This window comes from Coprococcus sp. OM06-34AC (assembly GCF_003462545.1).
GTDB classification, from domain to species: Bacteria; Bacillota; Clostridia; order Lachnospirales; family Lachnospiraceae; genus Coprococcus; species Coprococcus aceti.
In genome coordinates this window covers 343912-369766 of the sequence record NZ_QTZF01000001.1, presented here as the reverse complement: position 1 = coordinate 369766, position 25855 = coordinate 343912, and the positions used below count along the sequence as shown (strand labels likewise).

Here is a 25855-nt window from a genome sequence, read left to right as displayed (position 1 = left end):
ATATACGCCGGCACAAGATGAAAAGGCACCATATTTGTGTGCATACATACATAAATATGGTGCCTTTATATATAATCCCCACTTGCCGACAGGCGAAAAGAGTGCTATAGTACAGGGATATAAGCGACAAACAAGTTTATTCACTTGAAAATATAAGATTTTAAGACAAAAAACTTGACAATCGCAAGCGGGATACACCAAAAGAACAAATATAAGTCAGAATTTTCACATAAATGGGAACGAAGGACATTTTTGTTAAGTAAAATATCTCGCACACATTTAATTAAGTCACAACAGATGATTTTGCCTTGAGCGAAGAACAAGATTGGAAATTGCTGTATTCCTTTCGCAGGGCATTTGAGGTCGCCGGTACTTGGCGATACAAAGTGAGCCTTAGTACCGCTGCAGACCGAAACGAGCGAGAGCGTCCCCAGAAAGGAATACAAGTATTGACAATCTGTTCGTCAGGAAGGAAAAATCATCGTCACAACTAAAAAGAAGGAGAGATAACAAAAATGGCAAGAGTGTACAACTTTTCAGCAGGCCCTTCAGTTCTTCCTGAGGTGGTATTAAAAGAGGCAGCAGAAGAAATGCTTGATTACAAGGGAACAGGCATGAGCGTAATGGAGATGAGCCATCGATCTAAGGCCTTCGACAATATCATCAAAGAGGCAGAGAAGGATCTCAGAGATCTCATGAACATACCTGACAACTACAAGGTGCTTTTCCTTCAGGGAGGAGCTTCTCAGCAGTTCGCAGCAATTCCAATGAATCTCATGAAGAATGGCGTAGCTGACTACATCATCACAGGTCAGTGGGCAAAGAAAGCATACGAAGAAGCAAAGAAATATGGAAAGGCAGTTGCAGTTGCATCATCAGCAGACAAGACTTTCTCATATATCCCAGATTGTTCAGATCTTCCAATAGATGACGATGCTGATTATGTATACATTTGTCATAACAATACTATATATGGAACAACATACCACACACTTCCTAACACAAAGGGCAAGATACTCGTTGCAGATATGTCATCAGACATTCTCTCACAGCCTGTAAATGTTGAGGATTACGGTATGATCTACTTCGGAGTTCAGAAGAACGTTGGTCCTGCAGGCGTAGTAGTGGCTATCATTCGTGAGGATCTTATCAGAGATGACGTAATGCCATTTACACCAACCATGCTCAAGTACAAGACTCAGGCAGATGCAGACTCACTCTACAACACACCTCCATGCTACGGCATCTATATCTGTGGTAAGGTATTCAAGTGGGTTAAGGAGATGGGCGGCCTTGAGGCTATGAAGGCTCACAACGAGAAGAAGGCCAAGATCCTCTATGATTTCCTCGACAGCTCAGAGCTCTTCAAGGGAACTGTAGTAAAGGAAGACCGTTCACTCATGAACGTACCATTTGTAACTGGTGACGCAGACCTTGATGCAAAGTTCGTCAAGGAGGCTACAGAGGCTGGATTTGTCAACCTCAAGGGTCACAGAACAGTAGGTGGTATGAGAGCATCTATCTACAACGCAATGCCTATCGAGGGTGTTGAGAAGCTTGTAGAGTTCATGAAGAAGTTCGAGGCAGAGAACAAGTAATATATAGTAACAGAAAAGGGAGAAAAAGACATGTCAGTAAAGATTAATTGCTTAAACCCTATCGCCAAGTGCGGTATGGAGCTTTTACCTGATACATATGAAGTAACAGACAATTTCGCAGATGCAGATGCAGTTCTGGTCAGAAGTGCATCCATGCATGATCTTGAGCTGTCAGACAACCTTCTGGCAGTAGCCCGTGCAGGTGCAGGTGTCAACAACATTCCACTTGATAAGTGCGCTGAGAAGGGTATCGTAGTATTTAACACACCAGGAGCAAATGCAAATGGTGTTAAGGAGCTTGTAGTAGCAGCACTCCTCATGGCTTCAAGAGACCTCGTTGGTGGTTACAACTGGGTCAAGAACAATGCCGCTGAGGCAGATATCGCCAAGATGGTGGAGAAGCAGAAGAAGAACTACGCAGGCAATGAGATCCTTGGCAAGAAGCTCGGTGTAATCGGACTTGGTGCCATTGGAGCAAAGGTTGCAAATGTTGCGCTTAAGCTCGGCATGCAGGTATACGGATATGATCCATATGTGTCAGTAGATGCAGCATGGGGACTTTCAAAGGATGTAAAGCACATCACAAATGTAGAGGATATCTACAGAGACTGTGATTATATAACAGTTCATGTTCCAGCTCTTGACAGCACAAAGGGAATGATCAATGCAGATGCATTTGCACTGATGAAGGACGGCGTTAAGATCCTCAACTTCGCAAGAGACGTACTGGTCAACGATGAGGATATGAAGGCGGCACTCGACTCAGGCAAGGTTGCAAAGTATATGACAGACTTCCCTAACCCAGCTATAGCAGGTTACAAGAACGTGGTAGCATTCCCACATCTTGGAGCTTCAACAGCAGAGTCAGAGGACAATTGTGCAGTTATGGCTTGTAAGGAGATCAAGGCATACATCAACGATGGAAACATCAAGAACTCTGTAAACTATCCAAACGTAAACATGGGACAGTGCAGTGATGTAGCCAGAGTTACTATCTGCCACAAGAACATCCCTAACATGCTCACCCAGTTCACAGGAGTATTCTCCAAGAAGGGCGGCAATGTATCAGGAATGATCAGCAAGGCAAAGGGCGATTACGCATATTCTATCCTTGATATCGGTGTAGAGCCAACAGCAGACGACATCGCAGAACTCTCAGCAATCGAGGGAGTTGTTAAGGTAAGAGTCATAAAGTAATAAAAGATAAATAGGAGAGAAGAAAAATGAGTGACAAGTTAAAGGTAGGTATCCTTGGCGCAACAGGTATGGTAGGTCAGAGATTTATCTCACTTCTTGAGAACCATCCTTGGTTCGAGGTCGTTACAGTTGCAGCCAGCCCAAGAAGCGCAGGCAAGACATACGAAGAGGCAGTTGGTGACAGATGGAAGATGGATACACCGATGCCAGAGGCAGTTAAGAAGCTTGTAGTATACAATGTCAATGAGGTAGAGAAGGTTGCTGCCACAGTTGATTTTGTATTCTCAGCAGTAGATATGACAAAGGATGAGATCAAGGCTATAGAGGAGGCTTATGCCAAGGCAGAGACTCCTGTAGTTTCAAACAACTCAGCTCACAGATGGACTCCTGATGTTCCTATGATGGTTCCAGAGATCAATGCAGACCATGCAGAGGTTATCGAGTTCCAGAAGAAGAGACTTGGAACAGAGAGAGGATTTGTTGCAGTTAAGCCTAACTGCTCAATCCAGAGTTACGCACCTGTACTTACAGCATGGATGCCATTTGAGCCATACGAGGTTATCGTAAGCACATATCAGGCAATCTCAGGAGCAGGTAAGACATTCAAGGATTGGCCTGAGATGCTTGGCAACATCATCCCATATATCGGTGGTGAGGAAGAGAAGTCAGAGAAGGAGCCACTCAGAATCTGGGGTAAGGTAGACAAGGAGAATGGTGTGATCGTTCCTGCAGAGGGAATCACTATCACAAGCCAGTGTATCAGAGTCCCAGTTCTCAACGGACATACAGCAACTGTATTCGTAAAGTTCAGAAAGAACCCTACAAAGGAGCAGCTTATCGAGGCTATGACAAGCTTCAAGGGCGCGCCTCAGGAGCTTGGTCTTCCAAGTGCACCAAAGCAGTTTATCCAGTACCTTGAGGAGGACAACAGACCACAGGTTGCTCTGGACGTTGACTTCGAGAAAGGTATGGGTATCAGCGTTGGACGTCTCCGTGAGGATTCAGTATATGACTGGAAGTTCGTTGGCCTTTCACACAACACTGTAAGAGGTGCTGCAGGTGGTGCAGTTCTCTGTGCAGAGCTTCTGAAGGCTAAGGGATATATCACAAAGAAGTAATAAATTATATGGATATTTGAAGTGTCTGTGCTAACAATATCATAAAGATTTGCCGGGATAATGTTGCTGCTATGAATTGAACATGTTCCGGCAATTTTTTTGTTTTGCATGGCGTTATATTATGCAGTATTATTGATAACATTATGTTGACATTGCACAAACAGGTATACTAAAATTAGATTAATTGTAAATAAACCATGAATTACTAAGGGAGGTATTTTATGAGAAAAGGGAAGAGATGGCTGGCAGCGGCTGTGAGTGCAGCGATGATTGTCCAGTCACTGGCCAGTGTTGGCCCGGTTTATGCAGCGGATGATGGCGTATCCATAGCTGACACGTTTACGGATTCGTCGTTTAGAAGCTATGTGTCGAGTAATTTCGATACAGACAGTAATGGTTATCTGTCAGATGCGGAGATCTCGAATGTAACATCTATAGATGTTTCGAAGTGTTCTCCTGCTATATCAAGTTTGAATGGCGTAGAATTGTTCACCAATCTGTCAAAGCTGGATTGTAATGAGCAGTCTATAAGGAATCTTGATATAGAGAATCTTGAGAATCTTGAATATATAGATGTCTCAAGTAACAGAATAGACAGTCTGACATTGCCGGTAAGTGCAGAGAAACTTACATATCTTGATATAAGTGGAAACAAGATCACAAGCCTTACATCTCTGGCTGATTACAATAATCTTGTACTGCTCAATGCCAATTCAACAAACCTTTCATCGATAGATGTCAGCAATATGAAGGGGCTTAAGGTGCTTGGCGTAAGTGGAACCACCATATCAACACTTGATCTTGGCTCAAACATGGAGCTTACAACACTTTATTGTGACAGCATGCGTTCACTGCCTGTCCTTGATGTGTCAGGTCATGAGAAGCTTAAGAATCTTTATTGTGCTGGAGCAAAGAGCGACAGTGGAGTTGTTGTTCGTTCGTCAATTACCAAGCTTGACGTATCCGGTGATATAGTCCTTGGTTCGCTTGATTGTTCAAATAGCTATGTGGCTGAGGTGAACATAGACAATACCCCGGCGCTTACAACACTTGATTGTTCTAACACGAGACTTACATCAATAGATGTGTCAAAGAACACAAGTCTTAGCTACCTTGATGTCAGCAGCAATGTTCTGGGTGCGGTGGATTTTACTGCGAATACAGCACTTAGAGAGCTTTATGTCAAGGATACTGGCATAAATAAGCTTGATGTATCTACTCTCACCAATCTGGTTAATCTTGACGCATCATCAAATTCTCTTGCAGAGCTTGATATAGCATCAAACAGTTTATTGGAGAAGCTTTATATTTCAGACAATAATATCCAGGGTATAAAGCTTGATGGTCATCCTGACCTTAAAGAACTTGAGATTGACAACAACAATCTTGTGGCCATAGATATATCAGTGTGTCCTAAACTTTATGGCGATGATGGTGTGTTCAGTTGCAGTGGGAATAGCAGGGATATAACACTTGATACTACGAACTATGATTATGATTTTAGCGATTTTTCAAAAGTCTATGGTTTGCATAAGGCGTGGTATGACTATGAACTTCCTGTTGCTGTAGATAACAACGGCAAGCCTTTAACGGATGATAATGGGGTTGAAATTCATAAACGAAACAGGAATACTACAGGATACGCAGGAATACAGGGCATAGATGCCAGCAATGAGGCGTCATCCGTGACTGGAGGACAGCTTGATGGATATATATTTACAGCGGAGCCGGATGCGGAGAAGATTACATACAATTACTATACAGGAGCAGGAATGGGGAAGGTCAAGTTCACACTCAACATTCTTAACCCGCTCAAGGTCACAGTATGGTATACAACTGATGGAAATGTTGTAAAGTCAGACAGTTCTACACTCAGCTTCAGAGTTGGTGATACGACTACACTTACAGCTACGGATGACGAAAAGAATCCACACAAGAACATAACATGGAGTTCGTCAAATGAAAGAGTTGCACAGATAGACAGGGAGACAGGAGAACTGACCTGTGTTTCGGCGGGAACAGCTCAGATTAACATTCTGCTGAATGATCGTGCTATAGGATATGTGAATATGGAGTGTCACAAGCCTGTTACCGGACTTTATCTTGTAGATCAGAACGAGAAGGATGATGCAGGCAACCAGATAACATACGAGAATGGCGCAGTCATCAACATGGACTGTGGAACATATCCAAGAAATGGCTCTAAGAAGCTGGATGTAAAGTGTGTTACCGAGGATGGTCTTGCGTCCAAAGAGATATCAGGATTCACTTGTAAGGTGACTGATGCGTATGGCAAAGAAAACAATAAGGTTTTGTCGTTTAATACATCAAGTAAGACTATAACAACAAGAGGTGCAGGAATCGCATTCCTTCATTTTACATCAACTGATAATCCTGATGTAGAGACAGTAATTCAGGTAAATGTTGAACAGAGAGTAAACAGCGTGACACTTTCACAGTCTAGAATGACGATCATTGCAGGTGGAAGCAGTAATCTCGTTGCTACGGTTTCTCCAAATACTGCAGTGGAGCAGAGCGTTGTATGGTCATCATCAAATGAGAGCATTGCTACGGTCGATGCCGAGGGAAATGTGAAGGCAGTCAATCCGGGAGAAGCTGATATCATATGTACATCTGTTGATACTGAGCAGGTGTACGGCAAGTGTCATGTGACTGTACAGCCGCCTGTAAAAGGTTTGACTCTCAATATGAACAGTGCAGAATTGCTGCTCGGAGCAGATACGGAAAGCAGAACAGTATCACTTGAGGCTGTTATCGATGCGGATGATGCAAGTATTTACAAGAATTTGAAGTGGACATCGTCAGATACAAACGTTGCTTCGGTGTCATATAGTTCAACAGATAAGACAAAGGCTACAGTTACTGCCAGATCAGCAGGAACTGCTGTTATCAGATTTTCAATTTCAGATGATGAGTATGTGGATTGCAACATTACAGTAAAGCAGAGAGTTACAAGCCTTAGAATAAACAGAGACAAGACAACAATATATGCTGGTGATACACTGCAGGTAACAAGCACTGCATCCCCTGCAACTGCATCGAATCAGGAAGTCATCTGGACATCATCAGATGAAAATGTTGCAACTATAGACCAGGATGGTCTCATAACTGCACTCGAAAGAGGACAGACAACAATCACTGCAACAGCAGTGGATGGAAGTGAGAAGACCAATTCGTTCACACTTACAGTAAAGAGGTATGTTGGTTCGATAGATTTAGACAAAGAAAGCCTTACTCTGTATGTAGGACAGAGAGATACTGTTAAGCAGACCGTGCTTCCGGAGAATGCGGATTACAAGAATGTTATCTGGCAGTCGGAGAACCCTGATATAGCAACTGTATCAAATGGAAATATAACAGGTGTCAAAGCTGGAACAACAAACATAACATGTACAGCTAGAGATGGCAGTGGAGTATCAAAAACATGTGAAGTTACAGTAGTCCAGCAGATATCATCAATAGTATTGGGTGAGAGCACTAAGACTGTGAATGTAGGTGATAAGTTTACCCCGAATGTGACTCTCAATCCGGAGAATGCTTCAAAAACAGAGCTGAAGTGGACAAGCTCGAGTGAAGCAGTAGCATCTGTAGATCAGAATGGAGAGGTAACAGCAAAATCCCGTGGTACAGCGACAATCACATGCGAGGCTGTCGAAGGCATTGAAGGAAGAAAGGCCAAGGCAACTCTCAGACTTACAGTTAACCAGCCGGTTACAGGAATAAAACTTAATCAGACAAAACTGAATCTGTTTGTGGGTAAACAGGGCAGAATAACATCGACTGTAGCTCCTGCTAACGCAAATAACAGAAATGTTGAGTGGACAACTTCTAACAGCAAGGTAGCAACTGTAAACAATGGTACTATCACAGCAGTATCAAAGGGAACAGCAGTTATCACATGTAAGGCTAAGGATGGAAGCGGCAAGCTTGCAAAGTGTACTGTTACGGTTTCACAGCCTGTAACATCCATCAAGCTCAATGCAACAAACAAGACTATCAAGAAGGGTGCGACATTCACACTCAAGGCAACTGTAGGTCCTGCAGCGGCAAACAATAAGGCGGTTACATGGTCATCATCGAACACCAAGGTTGCAACAGTTTCGTCAACAGGAGTTGTCAAGGCTGTTAGAAAGGGTTCGGCAGTTATCACATGTAAATCAAAGGACGGAAGCAATATTACTGCCAAGTGTACAATCAATTCAGTTATTATGGTTTCTTCGATCAAGTTAAACAAGAAGACAGCAACCATAAAGAGAAAGGGAAAGATAACACTCAGGGCAACAGTAGGTCCTGCAACTGCAAACAACAAGGCAGTTACCTGGGTTTCCTCAAATAAGAAGATAGCTACCGTAACAACAAGTGGAACAGTAGTAGGTAAGAAGAAGGGCCGTGTGGTAATTAAATGTAAGGCTAAGGATGGCAGTGGTAAGTACGCAAAGTGTACAATCATAGTAAAATAAAATATAACAACATATAGTTGGAATATATGATCTTAACCGTCAGGCCTGCAAAACAGGTCTGACGGTTTTTTACGTATATTGTTCTTTGCTGTTCTTTATTTTTATTTAACGTTAAAAAATGTTGTAAGCAAATAGCAATTGTGATAAACTATTAGAAAAATTGATTTCATTTACATGGAGGCATTTATAGATATGAAGAAGCTTATTTTAGTTACATCACCACCAGCATGTGGAAAGACATTTATTTCAAAGCAGGTTGCAAAGGCACTTCACAATTGTGTATACCTTGACAAGGATACACTTATCGTGCTTTCAAAGCAGATATTTGTGGTTGCCGGACAGGAGTACAACCGTTCATCAGACTTCTTCCAGAAGGAGATCAGAGATTACGAGTATTACTGTGTGCTGGATCTTGCATTTGAGGCATTGGATTACAATGATACAGTTCTCATCAATGCTCCGTTCACAGAGGAGATCAGAGATGATGAGTATCTTGACAATCTTCGCGCTAAGCTTGCAGAGAAAGATGCAGAGCTCTTCGTTATCTGGGTAAATACAAGAAAAGATGTATGTCATGAGAGAATGATCAAGAGAGCTTCAGACAGAGATACATGGAAGCTTGAGCACTGGGATGAGTACATCAACAGCCAGAACTTCAATCCGCCTACAAACATCAAGGATCTCTTCATTTTCGAGAACTCATCAGAGGAGGAATATGAGGATTCAATCAAGAAGGTTGTCAAGGCTGTAAGAGGTTAATTGGCACATACAATAAAATATTTATGACAGGAGTAGAGAATATGGCAACAATCAGAAGTTTTAGAGCCTATAGACCGAGACCAGATGTTGCAGGCAGAGTAGCTGCCTTGCCATACGATGTGTATAACCGTCAGGAAGCAGAGATAGAGGTCAAGCGCGAACCATTATCATTTTTGAAAGTGGACAGAGCAGAGACATCCTTTGGACCAGATGTGGATACATATGCTCCATGTGTATATGATAAGGCTGGTCAGCTGCTTCAGGGCATGATAGATGATGGAACATATATCATGGAGCGCAGACCAGTCTATTATATTTATGAGCTTATCATGGATGGCCGGCATCAGACAGGACTCGTGGCATGTTCTTCTATAGATGACTATATGAATGGAGTCATCAAGAAGCATGAGAATACCAGAGAGGACAAGGAGATAGACAGAATAAAGCATGTCGAGGCATGCGGAGCGCAGACGGGACCTATATTCCTTGCGTACAGAGAGATAGATAAGGTTGACGAGATCATCGATAGAGTGAAGAAGGGTGATAAGTTGTACGGCTTCACATCACCTGACGGGATCACTCACAACGTATGGATAATAGATGGCCAGGAAGATATAGACACCATCAGAGCTGCATTTGAAGGAGTGGACGATATCTATATAGCGGATGGACACCACAGGGCGGCATCGGCCGTCAAGGCGGGAATCCATATGAGAGAGAAGAATCCGGGATATACCGGGGATGAGGAATTCAATTATTTCCTCTCTGTACTTTTCCCTCATGACCAGCTTATGATCATGCCGTACAACAGAGTGGTAAAGGATCTCAACGGACATGACAAGCAGGAATTCATGGATGAGGTTTCAAAGATATTTGATGTGACAGCCAGTGATGTTCCGGTGGAACCACAGGTCAAAGGACAGGTGGGAATGTACATGGATGGAAGCTGGTACAGACTGGATGTCAGAGAAGGTATTGTTCCGGATGATGTCGTGGGCAGACTTGACGTATCGGTACTTCAGGACAATGTGCTTGCACCGATACTTGGAATACAGGATCCGAGAACTGATCAGAGGATCATGTTCGTAGGTGGAATCAGAGGACTTGCAGAGCTTGAGCGTCTGGTGAATGGAGGAATGGCGGTTGCATTCTCGATGTATCCGACATCCATCACTGAACTGTTCGACATTGCAGATGCGGGACTTCTCATGCCTCCAAAGTCAACGTGGTTTGAGCCAAAGCTCAGAAGCGGAATATTTATACACAAGATAGACTAACATTAGGAGAAGGGGTTTTATGGAGATATTTGTATTGAAATCAGATGAGGTTGCAGCGATAACAAGGGGTACGCATGGCAACCCTCATCATATTCTTGGTATGCACCAGTGTCTTAATGACTGCTATGTAAATGCATACCTTCCGAGGGCTACGGCTGCGTTTGTTCTCAGGATAAATGAAGAAACGGGCGAGCCGATATTTAAATATCCTATGACCGAGATAGGTTCACAGGGATTTTTTACAGTGAAGATCGAGGATAGCGGGGCATTTGCATATAAGCTCATAACAGAAGGCGAGCAGGCGGCTGAATTCTATGATCCGTATTCATTCGGATACAGCGTGGATCCGGTCAATGTCATGAAGGTGGTAAATGGAGACGATGGAATATTGTCGGATTTCCATGTAAAGGATCTGTTTGGAGCAAGACAGATCACGCTCGATGGTGTACAGGGTGTATCGTTCTGCATGAATATGCCGGGGGCAACCAGGGTCAGTGTGGTAGGAGATTTCAACGGATGGGATGGACGCGTGAATCCTATGAGAAGGATTGACTACACTGATATGTTTGAGCTGTTCATTCCGGGCGATCTCATGAATACCAGATACAAATTCGAGGCATTATACAGAGATGGAAATACAGATATATTTGCAGACCCTTACGCTGAGGTTTATGAGGTGGCACCGGGAAATGCGTCGGTACTTGCAAAGCTTGAGTATAGCTGGTCAGACTCTTCATATATGAAGAAGAGAGGCAGTGTATCTGCCCCGGTAAATATATATGAGGTCCACATGCCGACATGGAAGAGAAACTCAGATGGATATCCTCTTAACTATCTCGAATTTGGCAAAGAGGCTGCCATGTACGTGAAGAATATGGGATACAACTACATACAGTTTATGCCACTTATGGAATATAGAGATGACAATGGCTGGGGTTATGATACCGTGGGAATGTTCGCTCCGACATCGAGATTTGGATCACCTACGGAGTTCATGGCCATGGTCGATCATTTCCACAGCAAGGGGATAGGCGTTATCATGGATATGGTATCTGTGAGGGATGTGGATTGTATCGCATATTGGATAGATACATATCATCTGGACGGAGTAAGGCTGGAGGATGAGGAGCTTATCAGAGCGCTGAGAACAAACCTCGGTACTGCAGGTGATGATGTTATGACAGATCTCAGGTGGAATAATGAGGCTGTGTCCAGAGTGACAGATTTCATGATGATACCTCCTGTGAACAGAGGAAGCTTTACGGATTATACATGTGGTATACCATTTGATGAGAAGGATGATACCGTATGGGCGCTCAGCCATGATGAGGTTGCATATGAGCGTGGAAGTTACGCATCCAAGATGTCGGGTGGCTATGAGGACAAGTATGCTGATCTCAGACTTCTGTTTGGTCTCACCATGTCACTACCGGGAAGAAAGCTGACGTTTATGGGACAGGAATTAGGCGGATTTGCCGGGTTTGACGGAAGAACCCAGATCGACTGGTCGGTTCTTGAGTTCGATGCAAACAGCTATTTTCAGAAATATATAAAGGAACTCAACAAATTATACGATACAAAGAATGCTCTGTGCGGTGATGGCAGGGACCTTGCCGGCAGTGCACTTGATATACAGGAGAAGGGACAGGTAATATCATTTGTAAGACATGGTTTGGATGTCGCAGATGATGTGTATATTGTCTGCAACTTCGGACTTAAAAATGTGACAGGATATAAGCTTCCGGTTGAGACGGATGGAAAGTACAGAGAGATCTTCTCAAGTGATAACCTAAAATACGGAGGCGAGGGCAACAATAACAAAGGATATGAGACTGCGGCGGATGGCGTGATAGAAGTGAGTGCTCCTGCACTGTCATTTGCAGTGTTTGCCCATGTAAAATAGGAGGAATAGACATTTATGCTATTGATTGGTGATCTGTATAACATGGCGGCTGATACTGCGACCACAGAGAGTGTGGTCGGGGATGCTGTGAAGGAGGCAACGGATCAGGTGAGCATCATAGGACAATATATCCAGAAGCTTACAGACTGGTGCATGTCCAAGCTGGGCAGTATAGTAGTGGCGGTCATATTCATGGTTGTCTGCTTCAAGCTGGTGAAACTTCTGCTCAAGATACTCAGGAAGAGCTTCGAGAGATCAAAGCTTGATCCGAGTGTTGCAGGATTTTTCATATCGGCGGTCAAGATCGTCATGAATGTTTTGATCGTGCTCACTGCGGCGAGTATCGTGGGATTTCAGATCACATCATTCATAACCATACTCGGTACAGCAGGCGTTACCCTTGGACTTGCACTCCAGGGAAGTCTGTCAAATCTTGCGGGCGGGCTGCTGATACTCATACTGAAGCCATTCAGGGTCGGAGATTATATAGTGGAGAACAATACCCACTGTGAGGGAACAGTAGTGTCCATAGATATATTCTATACAAGACTTATAACCCTCGACAACAAATCAGTCGTCATACCGAATGGCAACATATCCAATACATCCCTTGTGAATGTGACTGAGCACGATATGAGGAGAGTGGAGATACCATTTTCCGTTGCGTATGACTCCGATATGGAGAAGGTCAAGAGAGTCACACTTGAGACCATAAAGGATGTTGACGGTTTCCTTAAGGATGAGCAGGTTCTCTTCTATATAGATGAATTTGCTGACAGCGGTATCAATATGTATGTGAAGTTCTATGCGACGATAGAGAAGTTTTTCGATGCCAAGTGGGATGCCATGTGGAAGCTCAAGAAGGCATTTGATGAGAACGGCATAGAGATTCCGTTCAATCAGGTGGATGTGCACATGAGACAATAGTTCATTAACACACATAAAATGCTTGATTTCTTGCAAAAATAAAGGCAATCGAGTATAATCATGTGGATGTAGGTATCAAAGACTGTGTATTTACTGCACAGTCTTAATATAAATTTGTTTAAGGAGTGATTGATATGACAAAGATTGATATTATCTCAGGCTTCCTTGGGGCCGGTAAGACAACGTTGATCAAGAAACTTATTGAGCAGGCATTTAAGGGCGAGAAGCTGGTTCTCATAGAGAACGAGTTTGGTGAGATAGGAATCGATGGCGGTTTCCTGAAGGATGCCGGCGTTCAGATCACAGAGATGAACTCAGGTTGTATCTGTTGTTCACTGGTCGGAGATTTCGGTACTGCACTCAAGCAGGTTATCACAGATTACACGCCTGACAGGATCATCATTGAGCCGTCAGGAGTTGGTAAGCTGTCTGATGTTATCAAGGCAGTAAAGGATGTATCAGGCAATCTTGATGTTGAGCTCGACAGCTACACAACAGTTGCCGATGTGTCAAAGGTTAAGATATATATGAAGAACTTCGGTGAGTTCTTCAATAACCAGATCGAGAGTGCCAACACTATCATCCTGAGCAGAACACAGACAACCACACAGGATAAGATCGAGAAGGCTGTAGCCATGATCAGAGAGAAGAACGATCATGCAACCATCATCACAACTCCATGGGATGAGATCGATGGAGCAGCCATCAGAGAGGCTATGCAGAACTACAAGTCTCTTGAGGAGACAATGATGGATGAGGCTAAGAAGGGACATGATCATGACCACGACCACGGTGATGAGTGCACATGTGGCTGTCACGACCATGACCATCATCACGACCATGATGACGACCATGAGCATCATCACGACCACGATGAGCACGAGCATCACCACGATCACGATGACCACGATCATCATCATGATCACGACCATGGCGATGAGTGTACATGTGGCTGCCATGACCATGATCACCACCATCATCACGCAGATGAGGTATTTACAAGCTGGGGCAAGGAGACTCCTCACAAGTACAATGAGGACAAGCTCAGAGAGATCCTTGACACTCTGGCTGACACAGAGAAGTACGGTGTTATCCTCAGAGCAAAGGGTATCGTTCCTAGCGATGCAGGTGAGTGGCTGTACTTTGATCTTGTACCAGGCGAGTTCGAGATCAGAAAGGGCAAGGCTGACATCACTGGTAAGCTTTGCGTAATAGGAAGCAAGCTTAAGGAGGACGACCTTGCAGAATTGTTCGAGGTTTAAGCAGGTTGTTCTATGATAAGGAGTTAATATGATGGGACGTCAGAATAAAGAGATACCTGTATATGTGTTCATGGGATTCCTTGAGAGTGGCAAGACAACATTTGCCAAGGAGACCCTGATGGACAGAGGCTTTACGGGTGGAGCCAAGACCCTTCTTCTCGTCTGCGAGGACGGAGAGGAGGAGTACGATCTTGAGGCTCTGAAGAAGGCTAATATATATACAGAGTTCATAGAGGAAGATCAGCTCACCACAGACCATCTCCTTGACCTTCAGGACAAATACAATCCGGAACAGGTCATGATCGAGTACAATGGTATGTGGAAGCTCGATAAGATATTTGAGATAAGGGTTCCAAAGGGATGGACAGTTGTCCAGGTCATCTCATTTGTGAATGCGGAGACATACGATGTGTATTCACAGAACATGAAGGCAACCATGGTTGAGCAGTTCAACAGTGCGGACATGGTAATCTTCAACAGGTGTGATGAGAATTCCAAGATACCTGAGTGGAGAAGATCCATCAAGGCGGTGAACAGAAGAGCACAGATCATCTTTGAGATGAAAGATGGCTCCATTGCACCTGAGACAAATGAACCTGAGGATCTGCCATACGATGTGAGCGCAGATGTGATAGAACTGCCGGATGACGATTTCGGTATCTGGTATGTGGATGCATCTGACATGAAAGAGAGATACGACGGCAAGAAGATCCACTTCAAGGCCATGGTATTTAGACCAAAGCAGTACGGCAGCAATGCATTTGTTCCTGGAAGATTCGCCATGACATGCTGTGTTGAGGATATCCAGTTTGTCGGATTCAAGTGCTATTATCAGGGTGCTAAGAATCTTGTGGACAGACAGTGGGTTGATGTCACAGCCAAGATAGGCTACGAGTATTACCCAGATTTTGAAGGTGAAGGACCTGTTCTCACAGCAGAGAAGGTCACACTCACAAGTGCACCTGATGAAGAGGTAGTATATTTCAGTTAAGAGTTGAGCAGCTCCCTGAATACATGATATTTGATGTATCCGGGGAGCTTTTTTTGCGCGGACGGGGAATGCCGGAAGAGCTTTGACGTGTCCTTACGAAAGTGTAAGTTGCGTTATTTACCGGCAGAATTTATTATAAGTTTAGTGTAAAAAATAAAGTCAAATTGGAAGGAAAGACTTATGATCAGATCGGCGAAACTTGCGTGTGGCGGTGCGGTTGCACTTATGCTGCTTGGAGGTATGATCTGTCCAGCTATGGCGGAAACGAACACAGATAGTGCATATGGACGGGTTGAACAGAGGATAATTGAAAATAACCCTGATTTTGATATACAGCTAAAGTATGGACTCAATGGATATGCGGTAAATGACAGAGGCAGTGTTATCAGGCTGGATATTGTGTGTGACACAGATTTTGCGGGAAATGTGTCTGTACAGACGAGCTATTCCGAAGGCTTTGGCACGAAGAATATGACATATGCCAGAGATGTGGAATTAAAGGCAGGAGAAAATACAGAGCTGGAATTCTGTGTCGATAATATGGGCTCCGGTATAGCAAAGGTTGAGATCAAGGACAGTGACGGAGTGCTGGTGTACTCAGAGCGGGATTCGCTGAGTATAGAGGGCAATGATATGGTAGCCGCAGTGGGAGTGATTAGTGACAGACAGGATGCCATGTCTTATATAGAGGATGTCTCCATGGACAATGTGTATGATAATGCAAAGGTAGAGACGGTTGCATTGTCACCTTCAGATATTCCTGAGTCCGAGGAGGGAATGGAGGCTATAGAGTATCTGTTGGTGGATGATTATGATCTGTCGGGCTTGTCAGAGAAGCAGAGTGCTGCCATAAAACAATGGGTGTACAGTGGTGGAGCTATGATACTGGCAAAATCGTCAGGTGAAAATGAACTCAGCAGCTTTGACGGGGACTTTGTCTCCGCTGTTAATGACACACAAAAGGTACATGAGCTGGACGGCTCAGATGGGTACTATCTGAATATGGGACATGGCAGGATCGTGGTGCTCCCATATTCACTTGCACAGACTGATGAGAAGGATAAGACTGCCCAGGCGCAGGATGCTCTGGAGGCGGGCTTTACGGATATGACACATAACTGGATCGATGGAGGCTGGTATTATGGAGGCACATATTATGGATATGATGTGGCAAATGCAGCAAACAAGAGAAAGACCCCGTCACCTGTTGTCATTATGATCGTGCTGATCATATATATCATTGTGTGTGGCCCTGTGGCGTACATCGTCCTCAGCAGGCTCAAAAAGAAGGAGCTCATATGGGGAGTTATCCCGGTATGTGCAATTATCGGTACATGCGCCATATATATGGTAAGTCTCAAGTACAGAGTTACAAAGCCTATCGGACTTACATTTGTGGCTGCGGATATAAGCGGTGATACCAAGCGGGAGAACGCATATTCATATATAATAGGCGGAAAATCTGGACAATACAAGATAGACATCAACAGCAAATATTCCAACATCGAGGTGGATAATTCCATGGAATCCAGCTTTTATGACAATCTCAATGCGGTAAAAAATGATGGAAAAGATGGCGTTACACTGAATTATTACAGCAATCGTTCATTTGGCACTATATCAGCTAATGCAAGCTTTGCTGGAAGCAACGATATTGGAAGGATTCGGAAGAATTTGACATTATATACAGATGGCTTTGAGGGAACATTGACAAATGACACCTCGTACGATGTGGAGAATCTTGTGGTCATGTCCGAGGGATATTATTACGTTGCTGATGTCCTGAGAGCGGGAGATACCATACGGATAAGCAGGAAGAATACCCACAAATTTGACGGCGGCTCCATACTTGACGGAATGAGATCATATTACACGAAGAAGTATGGTGAGGATTATTTCGGAGATGATGAATCGTCGGCGGAATGGTCCGGAAATTATTACATGCAGCTCCGGCTTGCCCAGTACAGTAGACTCGCTGCAGATGACGGCGTTGTGGCTGTGTGGGGAACCATACAGCGGGATCCGGATATGATGAGTGATGCCGATACGGAAAATTATGGCAGCTATATGGTATACGACATAGATACCCTTAAATATGAGGATGTGGATGGAGTTTATTATTACAGCATTTATGACAGGGATGAGAATGGAATCGGCGGATCAGATTATGGTGATGACGATCTGTTGATGTATTCTGAAACCGTGGACGTTAACATCAGATTTGGCAAGAATGATGATATAACGGAACTGATATACGATAAGACCCAGGCGGGAAGCGGCAAGAACAAGGTCGTAGTGCAGATGCTCAACAGAGAGACCGACGAATATGACACGGTATTTGCCGATGGACAGACGATCATAAAGGGGCAGGAACTTGACAAATATATGTCGGACGGATGCCTGGCTATGAGATTTATATCTCCTCAGCAGGGAGATTATTATGTGGACAGTTACCTTCCACATATCAGTGCGAGGGGAGGTGTCCGGTAATGGTTGATATAGAAGAACTCACCAAGAGATATGGAAAGTTTGTTGCGCTCGATCATATGAACCTTCATATTGATAAGGGCGAGATATTCGGATTTGTCGGACCAAATGGTGCCGGTAAGACGACAACCATGAGGATCATGTGCGGACTCCTTAAAGCCACATCGGGAAAGGTCACCATAGACGGTGTAGACGCACTTGGCAGACCTGCGGATGTGAAACGGAAGATAGGATATGTTCCTGACTTTTTCGGTGTGTACGACAATCTGAAGGTCATGGAGTACATGGATTTTTATGGCTCCATGTACGGCATGAGCAAGCGGGAAGTGGAGAAGGTCGCAGATAAATATCTGGAGCTTGTCGCCATTCAGGATAAAAAGGACGAGTTCGTCGACAGCCTTTCAAGAGGTATGAAGCAGAGACTTTGTGTAGCAAGAGCGCTCATACATGATCCCGAGCTTCTGGTGCTCGATGAGCCGAGTTCGGGTCTGGATCCAAGGTCAAGACATGATATGAAGAATATACTGCGTGATCTGAAGGAGATGGGCAAGACCATCGTGATAAGCTCGCATATTCTGCCGGAGCTTTCAGAGATGTGTACGAGTATAGGTGTCATAGACCACGGAAAGATAGTGGCCAGCGGAAGCGTGGATGAGATTGTAAATGGTGATAAGAACATGCCTCCTGTAAGGATAAAGGGATATATGTTGGGACTTGATGCGGAGGCCTCAGCCAACAGGATATCTGTCATTGTGAAGGAAAGATTCAATGTGGATCGCATAAGTATACAAGATGGAGAAATTCTTGTCTATTATTCAGGCACGAGGGAGTCTGACGCCGAGCTTCTTAGAAGTCTTGTGGACAACGGTGTGCACGTTCATCAGTTTTTCAGGGAGAAGGAAGATCTGGAATCCCTGTTCCTTAAGATTACGGGAGGTGAGAATCGTGGCGCGAAGAACAATTATTAATCCCATATTGAAGAAGGATATTCTGGTAAATGCGAGAAGTGCCAGAATGGTCGTGACGATAACAGTCATCAACTGCCTGTTTGCGCTGGTTGTCGGAATGCTCTTCATGACGAGCAGAGGCTCAGCATATCAGGTATATTATTCAAATATTGCACAGATGTTTCCTGTGCTTGCGGTGTGTGAGCTGTGCATAATAGGACTCATAGTTCCGATAATCACATCCACCTCGATATCCGGTGAGAGGGAGAGACAGACGCTTGAGATCATGCTGACGACTCCGGTAAGACCTATATCGATAGTTGCCGGAAAGCTCCTGTCGGCAGTTGCCACCACGGCAATGTATGTCATAGCAACTCTTCCGTTTATGGCGGTTGCATTCATAGTTGGAGGAATGGGCTGGGACGAACTGTTCAAATACCTTGGAATGGTTCTCTTTATAGATATATACGTTGGTAGTATCGGAATATTTTACTCCTGCGTGAAGAGAACTTCTGTGTCGGCGGCCATATCAACCATAGTGACTATAGCGGCTGTTGTGTTTTTATCATATGCGATAGGAAAAGTTTTTGAATCCATGATGTATATGTCGGACGGTTCAAGAAGCAGTTATGCTGCTTATATGATGGGAAAGGCAGTGTGCTATGCAGTCAATCCTGCCATATGGATAGCAGAAAATTTCGTCAGATTGCTCGAGGATGAATCTGTGGTGGAAACCATGACGGGATACGGTAAATACACGAATTTCGTGGTGGATCATATGGCCGTGATCTCAGTGTGTGTGAATCTCGCAGCATCATTTGTGTTGCTTAAGGTGGCTTCGGTGAAGCTGATTAAGGGCAGCAGAAAAAGGAAAAAGTCAAGGATATGATATTCCAAACAGGTATACAAAATGGAGTTTGACTTGTGTTTGATTATGGGATATCCTTTTTAGTGTAATATGTGCTCCGATGGAGAGGCTGCTCGGCAGAGCGGGAAGGAGCACTTGCTTATGTATAGTAAAGTATTAAGTGGACTTGTACAGGGAATCGACGGGACGCTCATATCAGTGGAGACGGATATACACGATGGGCTTCCCGTTATGAATATGGTCGGATACCTGTCCTCCTGCGTGAAGGAAGCAGGAGAACGGGTCCGGACTGCACTGCGCAATTCCGGTTTCAACATTCCTCCGAAGAGAATAACGATCAATCTCTTTCCGGCGGATATCAGAAAGGAAGGCACTGCCTACGATCTGCCCATCGCAGCGGGTATGCTGGCGTCCATGGGCGTTATTCCAACAGACAATATAAAGAACATACTTATCCTTGGAGAGCTGGGGCTTGACGGACATGTGAATACGGTGAGCGGTGTGCTGTCCATAGTTCACTCTGCGTACAGCGAAGGTGTGAGGAGCTGTATAGTGCCGGCGGGGAATTCCAGGGAGGCCGCCATTATACGTGGGATGACTGTTATACCGGTCACAAGTATAGGAGAGCTGGTCGATCACTTGAGTGGTATACAGACCATAGAGCCTGAATATGTTGATGTAGAAGCCATGCTGGATACGTCAGGGGATGAAGCTGAAGTGGATTTCTCTGAGGTAATGGGGCATGAATCCCTTAAACGTGGAGTGGAGATAGCCGCGGCGGGAATGCACAACATACTCATGACAGGCCCCGCCGGGGCAGGCAAATCCATGATAGCCAGACGTATCCCGACGATACTTCCGAGACTCAGCCTTGAGGAGAGTATAGAGATAACGAAGGTGTACAGTGTGGCGGGACTTCTGGATGAATCCTGTCATATAATAAACCGCCGTCCATTCCGGGCACCTCATCATACGATATCCCTGCATGCCCTGTCCGGCGGCGGGCATAATCCGAGACCGGGAGAGATCAGTCTTGCACACGGTGGTGTGCTGTTTCTCGATGAGCTGCCGGAGTTTAACCGGAACGTGCTCGAGGTCATGAGACAGCCCCTTGAGGACGGTGAGGTCAGTATATCAAGGCTTGGTGGAATATACAGATTTCCTGCGGACTTCATGCTGGTTGCGGCGAGGAATCCATGCCCCTGCGGACAGTACCCGGATATGAACAGGTGTATATGCACGGTCAGGCAGATCAGAAATTATAATGCCAGGATAAGCAAGCCTCTGCTTGACAGGATAGATATAAATGTGGATGTTAGGAAGGTGGACTGCAAACAGTTATTTGGTGACCGGACAGGGAAGAATTCAGCAGAAATGAGGGAGAGTGTGCTGAGAGCCCAGAGGATACAGAGTGAAAGGTTCAGCGGTGAAAATATACGGTTCAATTCCCAGATGGATTCGGCATTATGCAGTAAATATGTAGTGCTTGACGGCGAGGCAAAGAATTTCATGGAGGACTGTTTTGCCGATATGGATATGACTGCGAGAGGAGCATACAGGGTACTCAAGATAGCCAGGACTATTGCGGATCTCGATGGAGATCCTGAGGTCGGGATAAAACACCTGAGAGAAGCGGTGTTCTTCAGAAATGCGGACATTCAGGGAGGTGTGTGACATGACGGAGGAATTACTTTATCTCTGGTTTGGGATGATAAGCAGGATGACTCACACTGTGAAGATGAACGTTGCCATGAAATACGGAGGTATAAGAGGACTGTGGAACACTTCTGAGGAACAGCTTCGGGATGAACTCACACAGGCTCAGGCTGACGGATTCCTTGAACACAGGGATGCCGGGAAAGTTGCGGCATATGCAGAGGAGCTTCGAAGAAATGACATTACATATATTTATCCGGGACATAAGCTGTATCCCGGGAAGCTGTATGATATACCGGATCCCCCTATGCTTCTGTTTGCAGCAGGGGATGTGGATGTGCTGGCGAATCTGGACCCTGCGGTTGCGGTGGTAGGGGCAAGAAAGGCCTCTGTGTACGGAAGGGAAGCTGCCGACAGGCTGTCGGGGGAGCTTGCAGCATCAGGGGTTACTATAGTCAGTGGAATGGCACTGGGAATAGATGGTGCTGCGCACAGAGCTGCCATGAAGGCCGGAGGAAAGACTGTGGCTGTGCTCGGAAGTGGTATAAATGTTCCGTATCCGAGGGAGAACTATGATATATATCACGACATAAGAAATGGCGGCGGAGTAGTGCTGTCGGAATGTGGGCTTGACATAAGACCGGATGCTTTCAGATTCCCGTACAGGAACAGGATAATCAGTGGACTTTCGTCCGGTGTGCTCGTCGTTGAGGCGAGGGAAAAAAGCGGTTCTCTGATCACTGCGGACCAGGCGCTGGAGCAGGGGCGGGAAGTGTATGCTGTTCCCGGGAGGATCACGGATTCGGGCAGCAGAGGCTGTAACGGACTTATCAGAATGGGGGCGGTGTGTGTCACACAGGTGGAGGATATACTTGATGAAATGGGCATAAACCGAGCTGAATCAAAGGCGTTTAACAAAAATTTACTTGCGCCTGCAGAGAAAAAAGTGTATAGTTGTGTACGTTTGGAATCAAGGCATATAGATGATATATGCTTCGAGACTGGGATTTCAGTGTCTGAGGTGACTCAGATATTGTATGAATTAGAACAGAAAAGATTGATAAAACAGTTGGTAAGAAATTATTATGTCAGAGCCTGACCATGAAAATGAACACTGCCGGAAGATGCTCTGGGATGATAAGAATTACAGGAAACCTACAGAAAGGACAGATAGCTATGGCAAAAAATCTTGTTATTGTTGAGTCTCCGGCTAAAGCTAAGACAATAAAAAAGTTTCTTGGATCAAACTATGAGGTGATTGCTTCGAATGGCCATGTGAGAGATCTGCCAAAGAGTCAGATGGGAATAGACGTTGATAATGATTTCGAGCCCAAATATATCACTATAAGGGGTAAAGGTGATATCCTTGCCGCTCTGAGAAAAGCGGTTAAGAAGGCCGACAAGATCTATCTCGCAACTGACCCGGACCGTGAGGGAGAGGCTATATCCTATCATTTGATGAAAGCACTTAAGCTGGAGAATAAGGATTACAAGAGAATTACGTTCAATGAGATCACAAAGAATGCGGTAAAGAATTCTATAAAGCAGGCAAGGGACATAGACATGAACCTTGTGGATGCCCAGCAGGCGAGACGAGTGCTCGACAGACTTGTTGGTTACAAGATCAGCCCGGTTCTCTGGGCAAAGATCAAGAGAGGTCTTTCTGCCGGACGTGTACAGTCTGTTGCACTCAAGCTCGTGTGTGACAGGGAGAAGGAGATAAATGATTTTATCCCGCAGGAATACTGGACACTGGACGCGAATCTGACTGGCGGCAAGCTCAAGAAGCCTATCACGTTCAAGTTTACCGGAGATGGTAAGAATAAGGAAGAGATATCAGGCAGAGCGGCACTCGATGAGATACTCAGCGGTCTTCAAGATGGAGAGTACGTTGTAAAGTCCATAAAAGAGAGTGAGAGAAACAAGAAGGCACCGCTGCCATTTACAACAAGTACGCTGCAGCAGGAGGCTTCATCGAAGCTCAATTTTGCGACATCCAAGACGATGAGAATCGCACAGCAGCTCTATGAGGGAGTTGATATCAAGGGCCGTGGAACGATAGGTCTCATAACATACCTGAGAACAGATTCCACTAGAATATCAGAGGAAGCAGTTGCTGCTGCTGACAAATATATAACGGACAATTTCGGTGAGATATATATTGGCGATTCAAATGGACGCGCCAAGACAGACAAGAAGATACAGGATGCTCATGAGGCTATCAGACCTACAGATGTGACTCTGTCACCGGTCATGGTAAAGGAACAGCTCTCAAGGGATCAGTTCAGACTGTATCAGCTCATATATAATCGTTTCCTTGCAAGCCAGATGGCGGGGGCGGTATATTCTGTCAAGAGTGTAAAGGTAAGCTGCGGCGATGCGACATTCCAGACATCCGCATCAAAGATAGCATTTGACGGATTCCTTGCTGTATACAATCTGGACAATGACAGAGGAGAGACAGTTGCGGGAATCAACAATCTTGCTGAGGGCGATGTGCTGGAGCTTGACGGCTTTGAGGAGAAACAGCATTTTACACAGCCGCCTGCAAGATATACAGAGGCATTGCTTGTCAAGACATTGGAGGAGCTTGGAATTGGAAGACCAAGTACCTATGCTCCAACCATATCGACCATACTTGCGAGAAGATATATAACGAAGGAACAGAAGAAGTTATATGTGACAGCCATAGGTGATGCGGTTAACCAGAGCATGGAGCAGGCGTTCCCGGTTATCATAGATGTGAATTTCACGGCTAACATGGAGTCCCTTCTCGATAAGATAGGAGAGGGAACTGTGGACTGGAAAGTGGTTGTCCGCAATTTCTATCCGGATCTCGACGAGGCGGTGAAGAAGGCGGAGGCAGAACTTGAGTCCATCAAGATAGAGGATGAGGTGTCCGAGGAAGTGTGTGACGTGTGCGGACGAAACATGGTCATCAAGTATGGTCCTCACGGCAAATTCCTGGCGTGTCCTGGATTCCCTGAGTGCAGATTTACAAAGCCGTTCTACGAGAAGATAGGTGTTACCTGTCCTAAGTGTGGCGGAGACGTGGTCATCAAGACGACGAGAAAGGGCAGAAGATACTATGGATGTATCAATGCACCTGAGTGTGATTTCATGTCATGGGCAATGCCAAGCAATGAGAAATGTCCTGAATGTGGAAAGTACATGATAGTAAAGGGCAATAAGCTGGTATGCTCAGATCAGGAGTGTGGTTATACCTGCAACAACAAGGCGGCGGAGACTGCTGATAAATAATTAAGATATAAGATATGTGACAGACAGATTCCTAATTGGAGACAATTAGTGAATTTGTCTGTTTTTTTGTTGAATTGTAGAAAAATTAAAAGAAGTGTATGGTTGTCATAATTATTAAAATTGTGTCGAAAAAAAGACTGACCACTATATGTTGTGGCTGAAAAATCCAGTAAAATCAACACTTTCTTAAATCTTTGTTTTTATGACAACTTTACATAAAATATGGTTGTTATGTCAATCTTGTTGTGGTAGAATCACAAATAGTCATAATATTTCGAGCAAAAGATACTTTTTATTACATAAAAAAATGGAGGATAACTTATGAGTGTACAATTGTTAGATAAAACACGAAAAATCAACAAGTTATTGCACAATAACAATTCACATAAGGTTGTTTTTAATGACATTTGTGATGTGCTCAGCGACATTCTTGCTTCAAACGTGATGGTAATAAGCAAGAAGGGCAAGATACTCGGACTCAAGAACAGAGAGGATATTCCGGAGATCCATGAGCTCATTGAGGGTAAGGTAGGAAGTCTCATAGACAACATGCTCAACGAGCGTCTTCTTCTCGTCCTGTCCACTAAGGAGAATGTTAATCTGACGACACTTGGATTTGATGGAAAGGATATAGACAAGTATCATGGTCTGCTCCTTCCTATTGATATAGCAGGAGAGAGACTTGGAACTCTGTTTCTGTACAGACTTCAGACTGAGTACGATATAGATGACATCATTCTTGGCGAATATGGAACCACCGTTGTGGGACTTGAGATGATGCGGGCGCTCAATGAGGAGAATGCTGAGGAAAACCGCAAGCTGGCCATAGTGAGATCAGCAATCAACACTCTGTCGTTTTCAGAGCTGCAGGCGATCAAACACATTTTTTCCGAGCTTGACGGCGAAGAGGGAATACTGGTGGCAAGCAAGGTCGCAGACAGGGTAGGCATAACAAGATCGGTTATAGTGAACGCACTCAGAAAGTTTGAGAGCGCAGGTGTTATCGAGGCGAGATCATCGGGAATGAAGGGCACGTACATAAAAGTGCTGAATGATGTGGTGTTTGATGAACTGAAGAATGCCTGAGAACAGAATTATAAATATATCGAAAAGGAGAGACATA

At 44.6% G+C, this 25855-nt stretch carries 17 protein-coding genes; all 17 read left to right on the top strand.

What is annotated here, in order from left to right; translation table 11 throughout:
* Positions 1 to 515: 515 nt before the first annotated feature.
* The 17 genes from serC to codY all read left to right on the top strand — a co-directional run bounded on the left by serC (position 516) and on the right by codY (position 25818).
* On the top strand, positions 516 to 1598 hold the full coding sequence (gene serC, locus DXB91_RS01640; protein WP_015533539.1) for a 3-phosphoserine/phosphohydroxythreonine transaminase: 1083 nt from the start codon (positions 516 to 518) through the stop codon (positions 1596 to 1598).
* A 30-nt stretch (positions 1599 to 1628) separates the two neighbouring features.
* The gene (locus DXB91_RS01635) at positions 1629 to 2795 is read left to right on the top strand and encodes a phosphoglycerate dehydrogenase (RefSeq protein ID WP_118016668.1); all 1167 of its coding nucleotides are present in this window, start codon (positions 1629 to 1631) and stop codon (positions 2793 to 2795) included.
* 26 nt (positions 2796 to 2821) lie between these two features.
* On the top strand, positions 2822 to 3913 hold the full coding sequence (gene asd / locus DXB91_RS01630) for an aspartate-semialdehyde dehydrogenase (RefSeq protein ID WP_118016667.1): 1092 nt from the start codon (positions 2822 to 2824) through the stop codon (positions 3911 to 3913).
* 221 nt (positions 3914 to 4134) lie between these two features.
* The gene (locus tag DXB91_RS01625; RefSeq protein ID WP_118016666.1) at positions 4135 to 8394 is read left to right on the top strand and encodes an Ig-like domain-containing protein; all 4260 of its coding nucleotides are present in this window, start codon (positions 4135 to 4137) and stop codon (positions 8392 to 8394) included.
* A gap of 192 nt (positions 8395 to 8586) precedes the next feature.
* Positions 8587 to 9153: an AAA family ATPase gene (locus DXB91_RS01620; protein WP_015533536.1), complete on the top strand. Its 567-nt coding sequence runs from the start codon at positions 8587 to 8589 to the stop codon at positions 9151 to 9153.
* Between the two features lie 41 nt (positions 9154 to 9194).
* Positions 9195 to 10430 carry a DUF1015 domain-containing protein gene (locus tag DXB91_RS01615; protein ID WP_118016800.1) on the top strand — a complete coding sequence of 412 codons (1236 nt, stop codon included), beginning with the start codon at positions 9195 to 9197 and terminating at the stop codon, positions 10428 to 10430.
* 19 nt (positions 10431 to 10449) lie between these two features.
* Positions 10450 to 12333 carry a GlgB N-terminal domain-containing protein gene (locus DXB91_RS01610; RefSeq protein WP_118016665.1) on the top strand — a complete coding sequence of 628 codons (1884 nt, stop codon included), beginning with the start codon at positions 10450 to 10452 and terminating at the stop codon, positions 12331 to 12333.
* Positions 12334 to 12348: 15 nt separating this feature from the next.
* Positions 12349 to 13260: a mechanosensitive ion channel family protein gene (locus tag DXB91_RS01605; RefSeq protein WP_117548774.1), complete on the top strand. Its 912-nt coding sequence runs from the start codon at positions 12349 to 12351 to the stop codon at positions 13258 to 13260.
* A 134-nt stretch (positions 13261 to 13394) separates the two neighbouring features.
* Entirely contained in the window at positions 13395 to 14522 is a 1128-nt protein-coding gene (locus DXB91_RS01600; RefSeq protein WP_117548775.1) for a CobW family GTP-binding protein, read from the top strand.
* 31 nt (positions 14523 to 14553) lie between these two features.
* Entirely contained in the window at positions 14554 to 15513 is a 960-nt protein-coding gene (locus DXB91_RS01595) for a TIGR03943 family putative permease subunit (protein WP_015533531.1), read from the top strand.
* A gap of 180 nt (positions 15514 to 15693) precedes the next feature.
* Positions 15694 to 18003: a hypothetical protein gene (locus DXB91_RS01590; protein WP_118016664.1), complete on the top strand. Its 2310-nt coding sequence runs from the start codon at positions 15694 to 15696 to the stop codon at positions 18001 to 18003.
* On the top strand, positions 18003 to 18968 hold the full coding sequence (locus tag DXB91_RS01585; protein ID WP_117548777.1) for an ABC transporter ATP-binding protein: 966 nt from the start codon (positions 18003 to 18005) through the stop codon (positions 18966 to 18968). The genes DXB91_RS01590 and DXB91_RS01585 overlap by 1 nt, the downstream gene beginning before the upstream one ends.
* Positions 18946 to 19836 (top strand): ABC transporter permease, encoded by an 891-nt coding sequence (locus tag DXB91_RS01580; protein WP_118016663.1) that lies wholly within the window; start codon positions 18946 to 18948, stop codon positions 19834 to 19836. The genes DXB91_RS01585 and DXB91_RS01580 overlap by 23 nt, the downstream gene beginning before the upstream one ends.
* 120 nt (positions 19837 to 19956) lie before the next feature.
* Positions 19957 to 21489, top strand: coding sequence for a YifB family Mg chelatase-like AAA ATPase (locus DXB91_RS01575; protein WP_118016662.1), 1533 nt, complete (start codon positions 19957 to 19959; stop codon positions 21487 to 21489).
* 1 nt (position 21490) lies between these two features.
* Entirely contained in the window at positions 21491 to 22570 is a 1080-nt protein-coding gene (gene dprA, locus DXB91_RS01570) for a DNA-processing protein DprA (RefSeq protein ID WP_117548780.1), read from the top strand.
* Positions 22571 to 22647: 77 nt separating this feature from the next.
* A complete protein-coding gene (gene topA / locus DXB91_RS01565) occupies positions 22648 to 24732 on the top strand; it encodes a type I DNA topoisomerase (protein ID WP_117549412.1) in 2085 nt (694 codons plus the stop codon).
* 321 nt (positions 24733 to 25053) lie between these two features.
* A complete protein-coding gene (gene codY, locus DXB91_RS01560; RefSeq protein ID WP_022216094.1) occupies positions 25054 to 25818 on the top strand; it encodes a GTP-sensing pleiotropic transcriptional regulator CodY in 765 nt (254 codons plus the stop codon).
* The last annotated feature ends 37 nt before the right edge of the window (positions 25819 to 25855 follow it).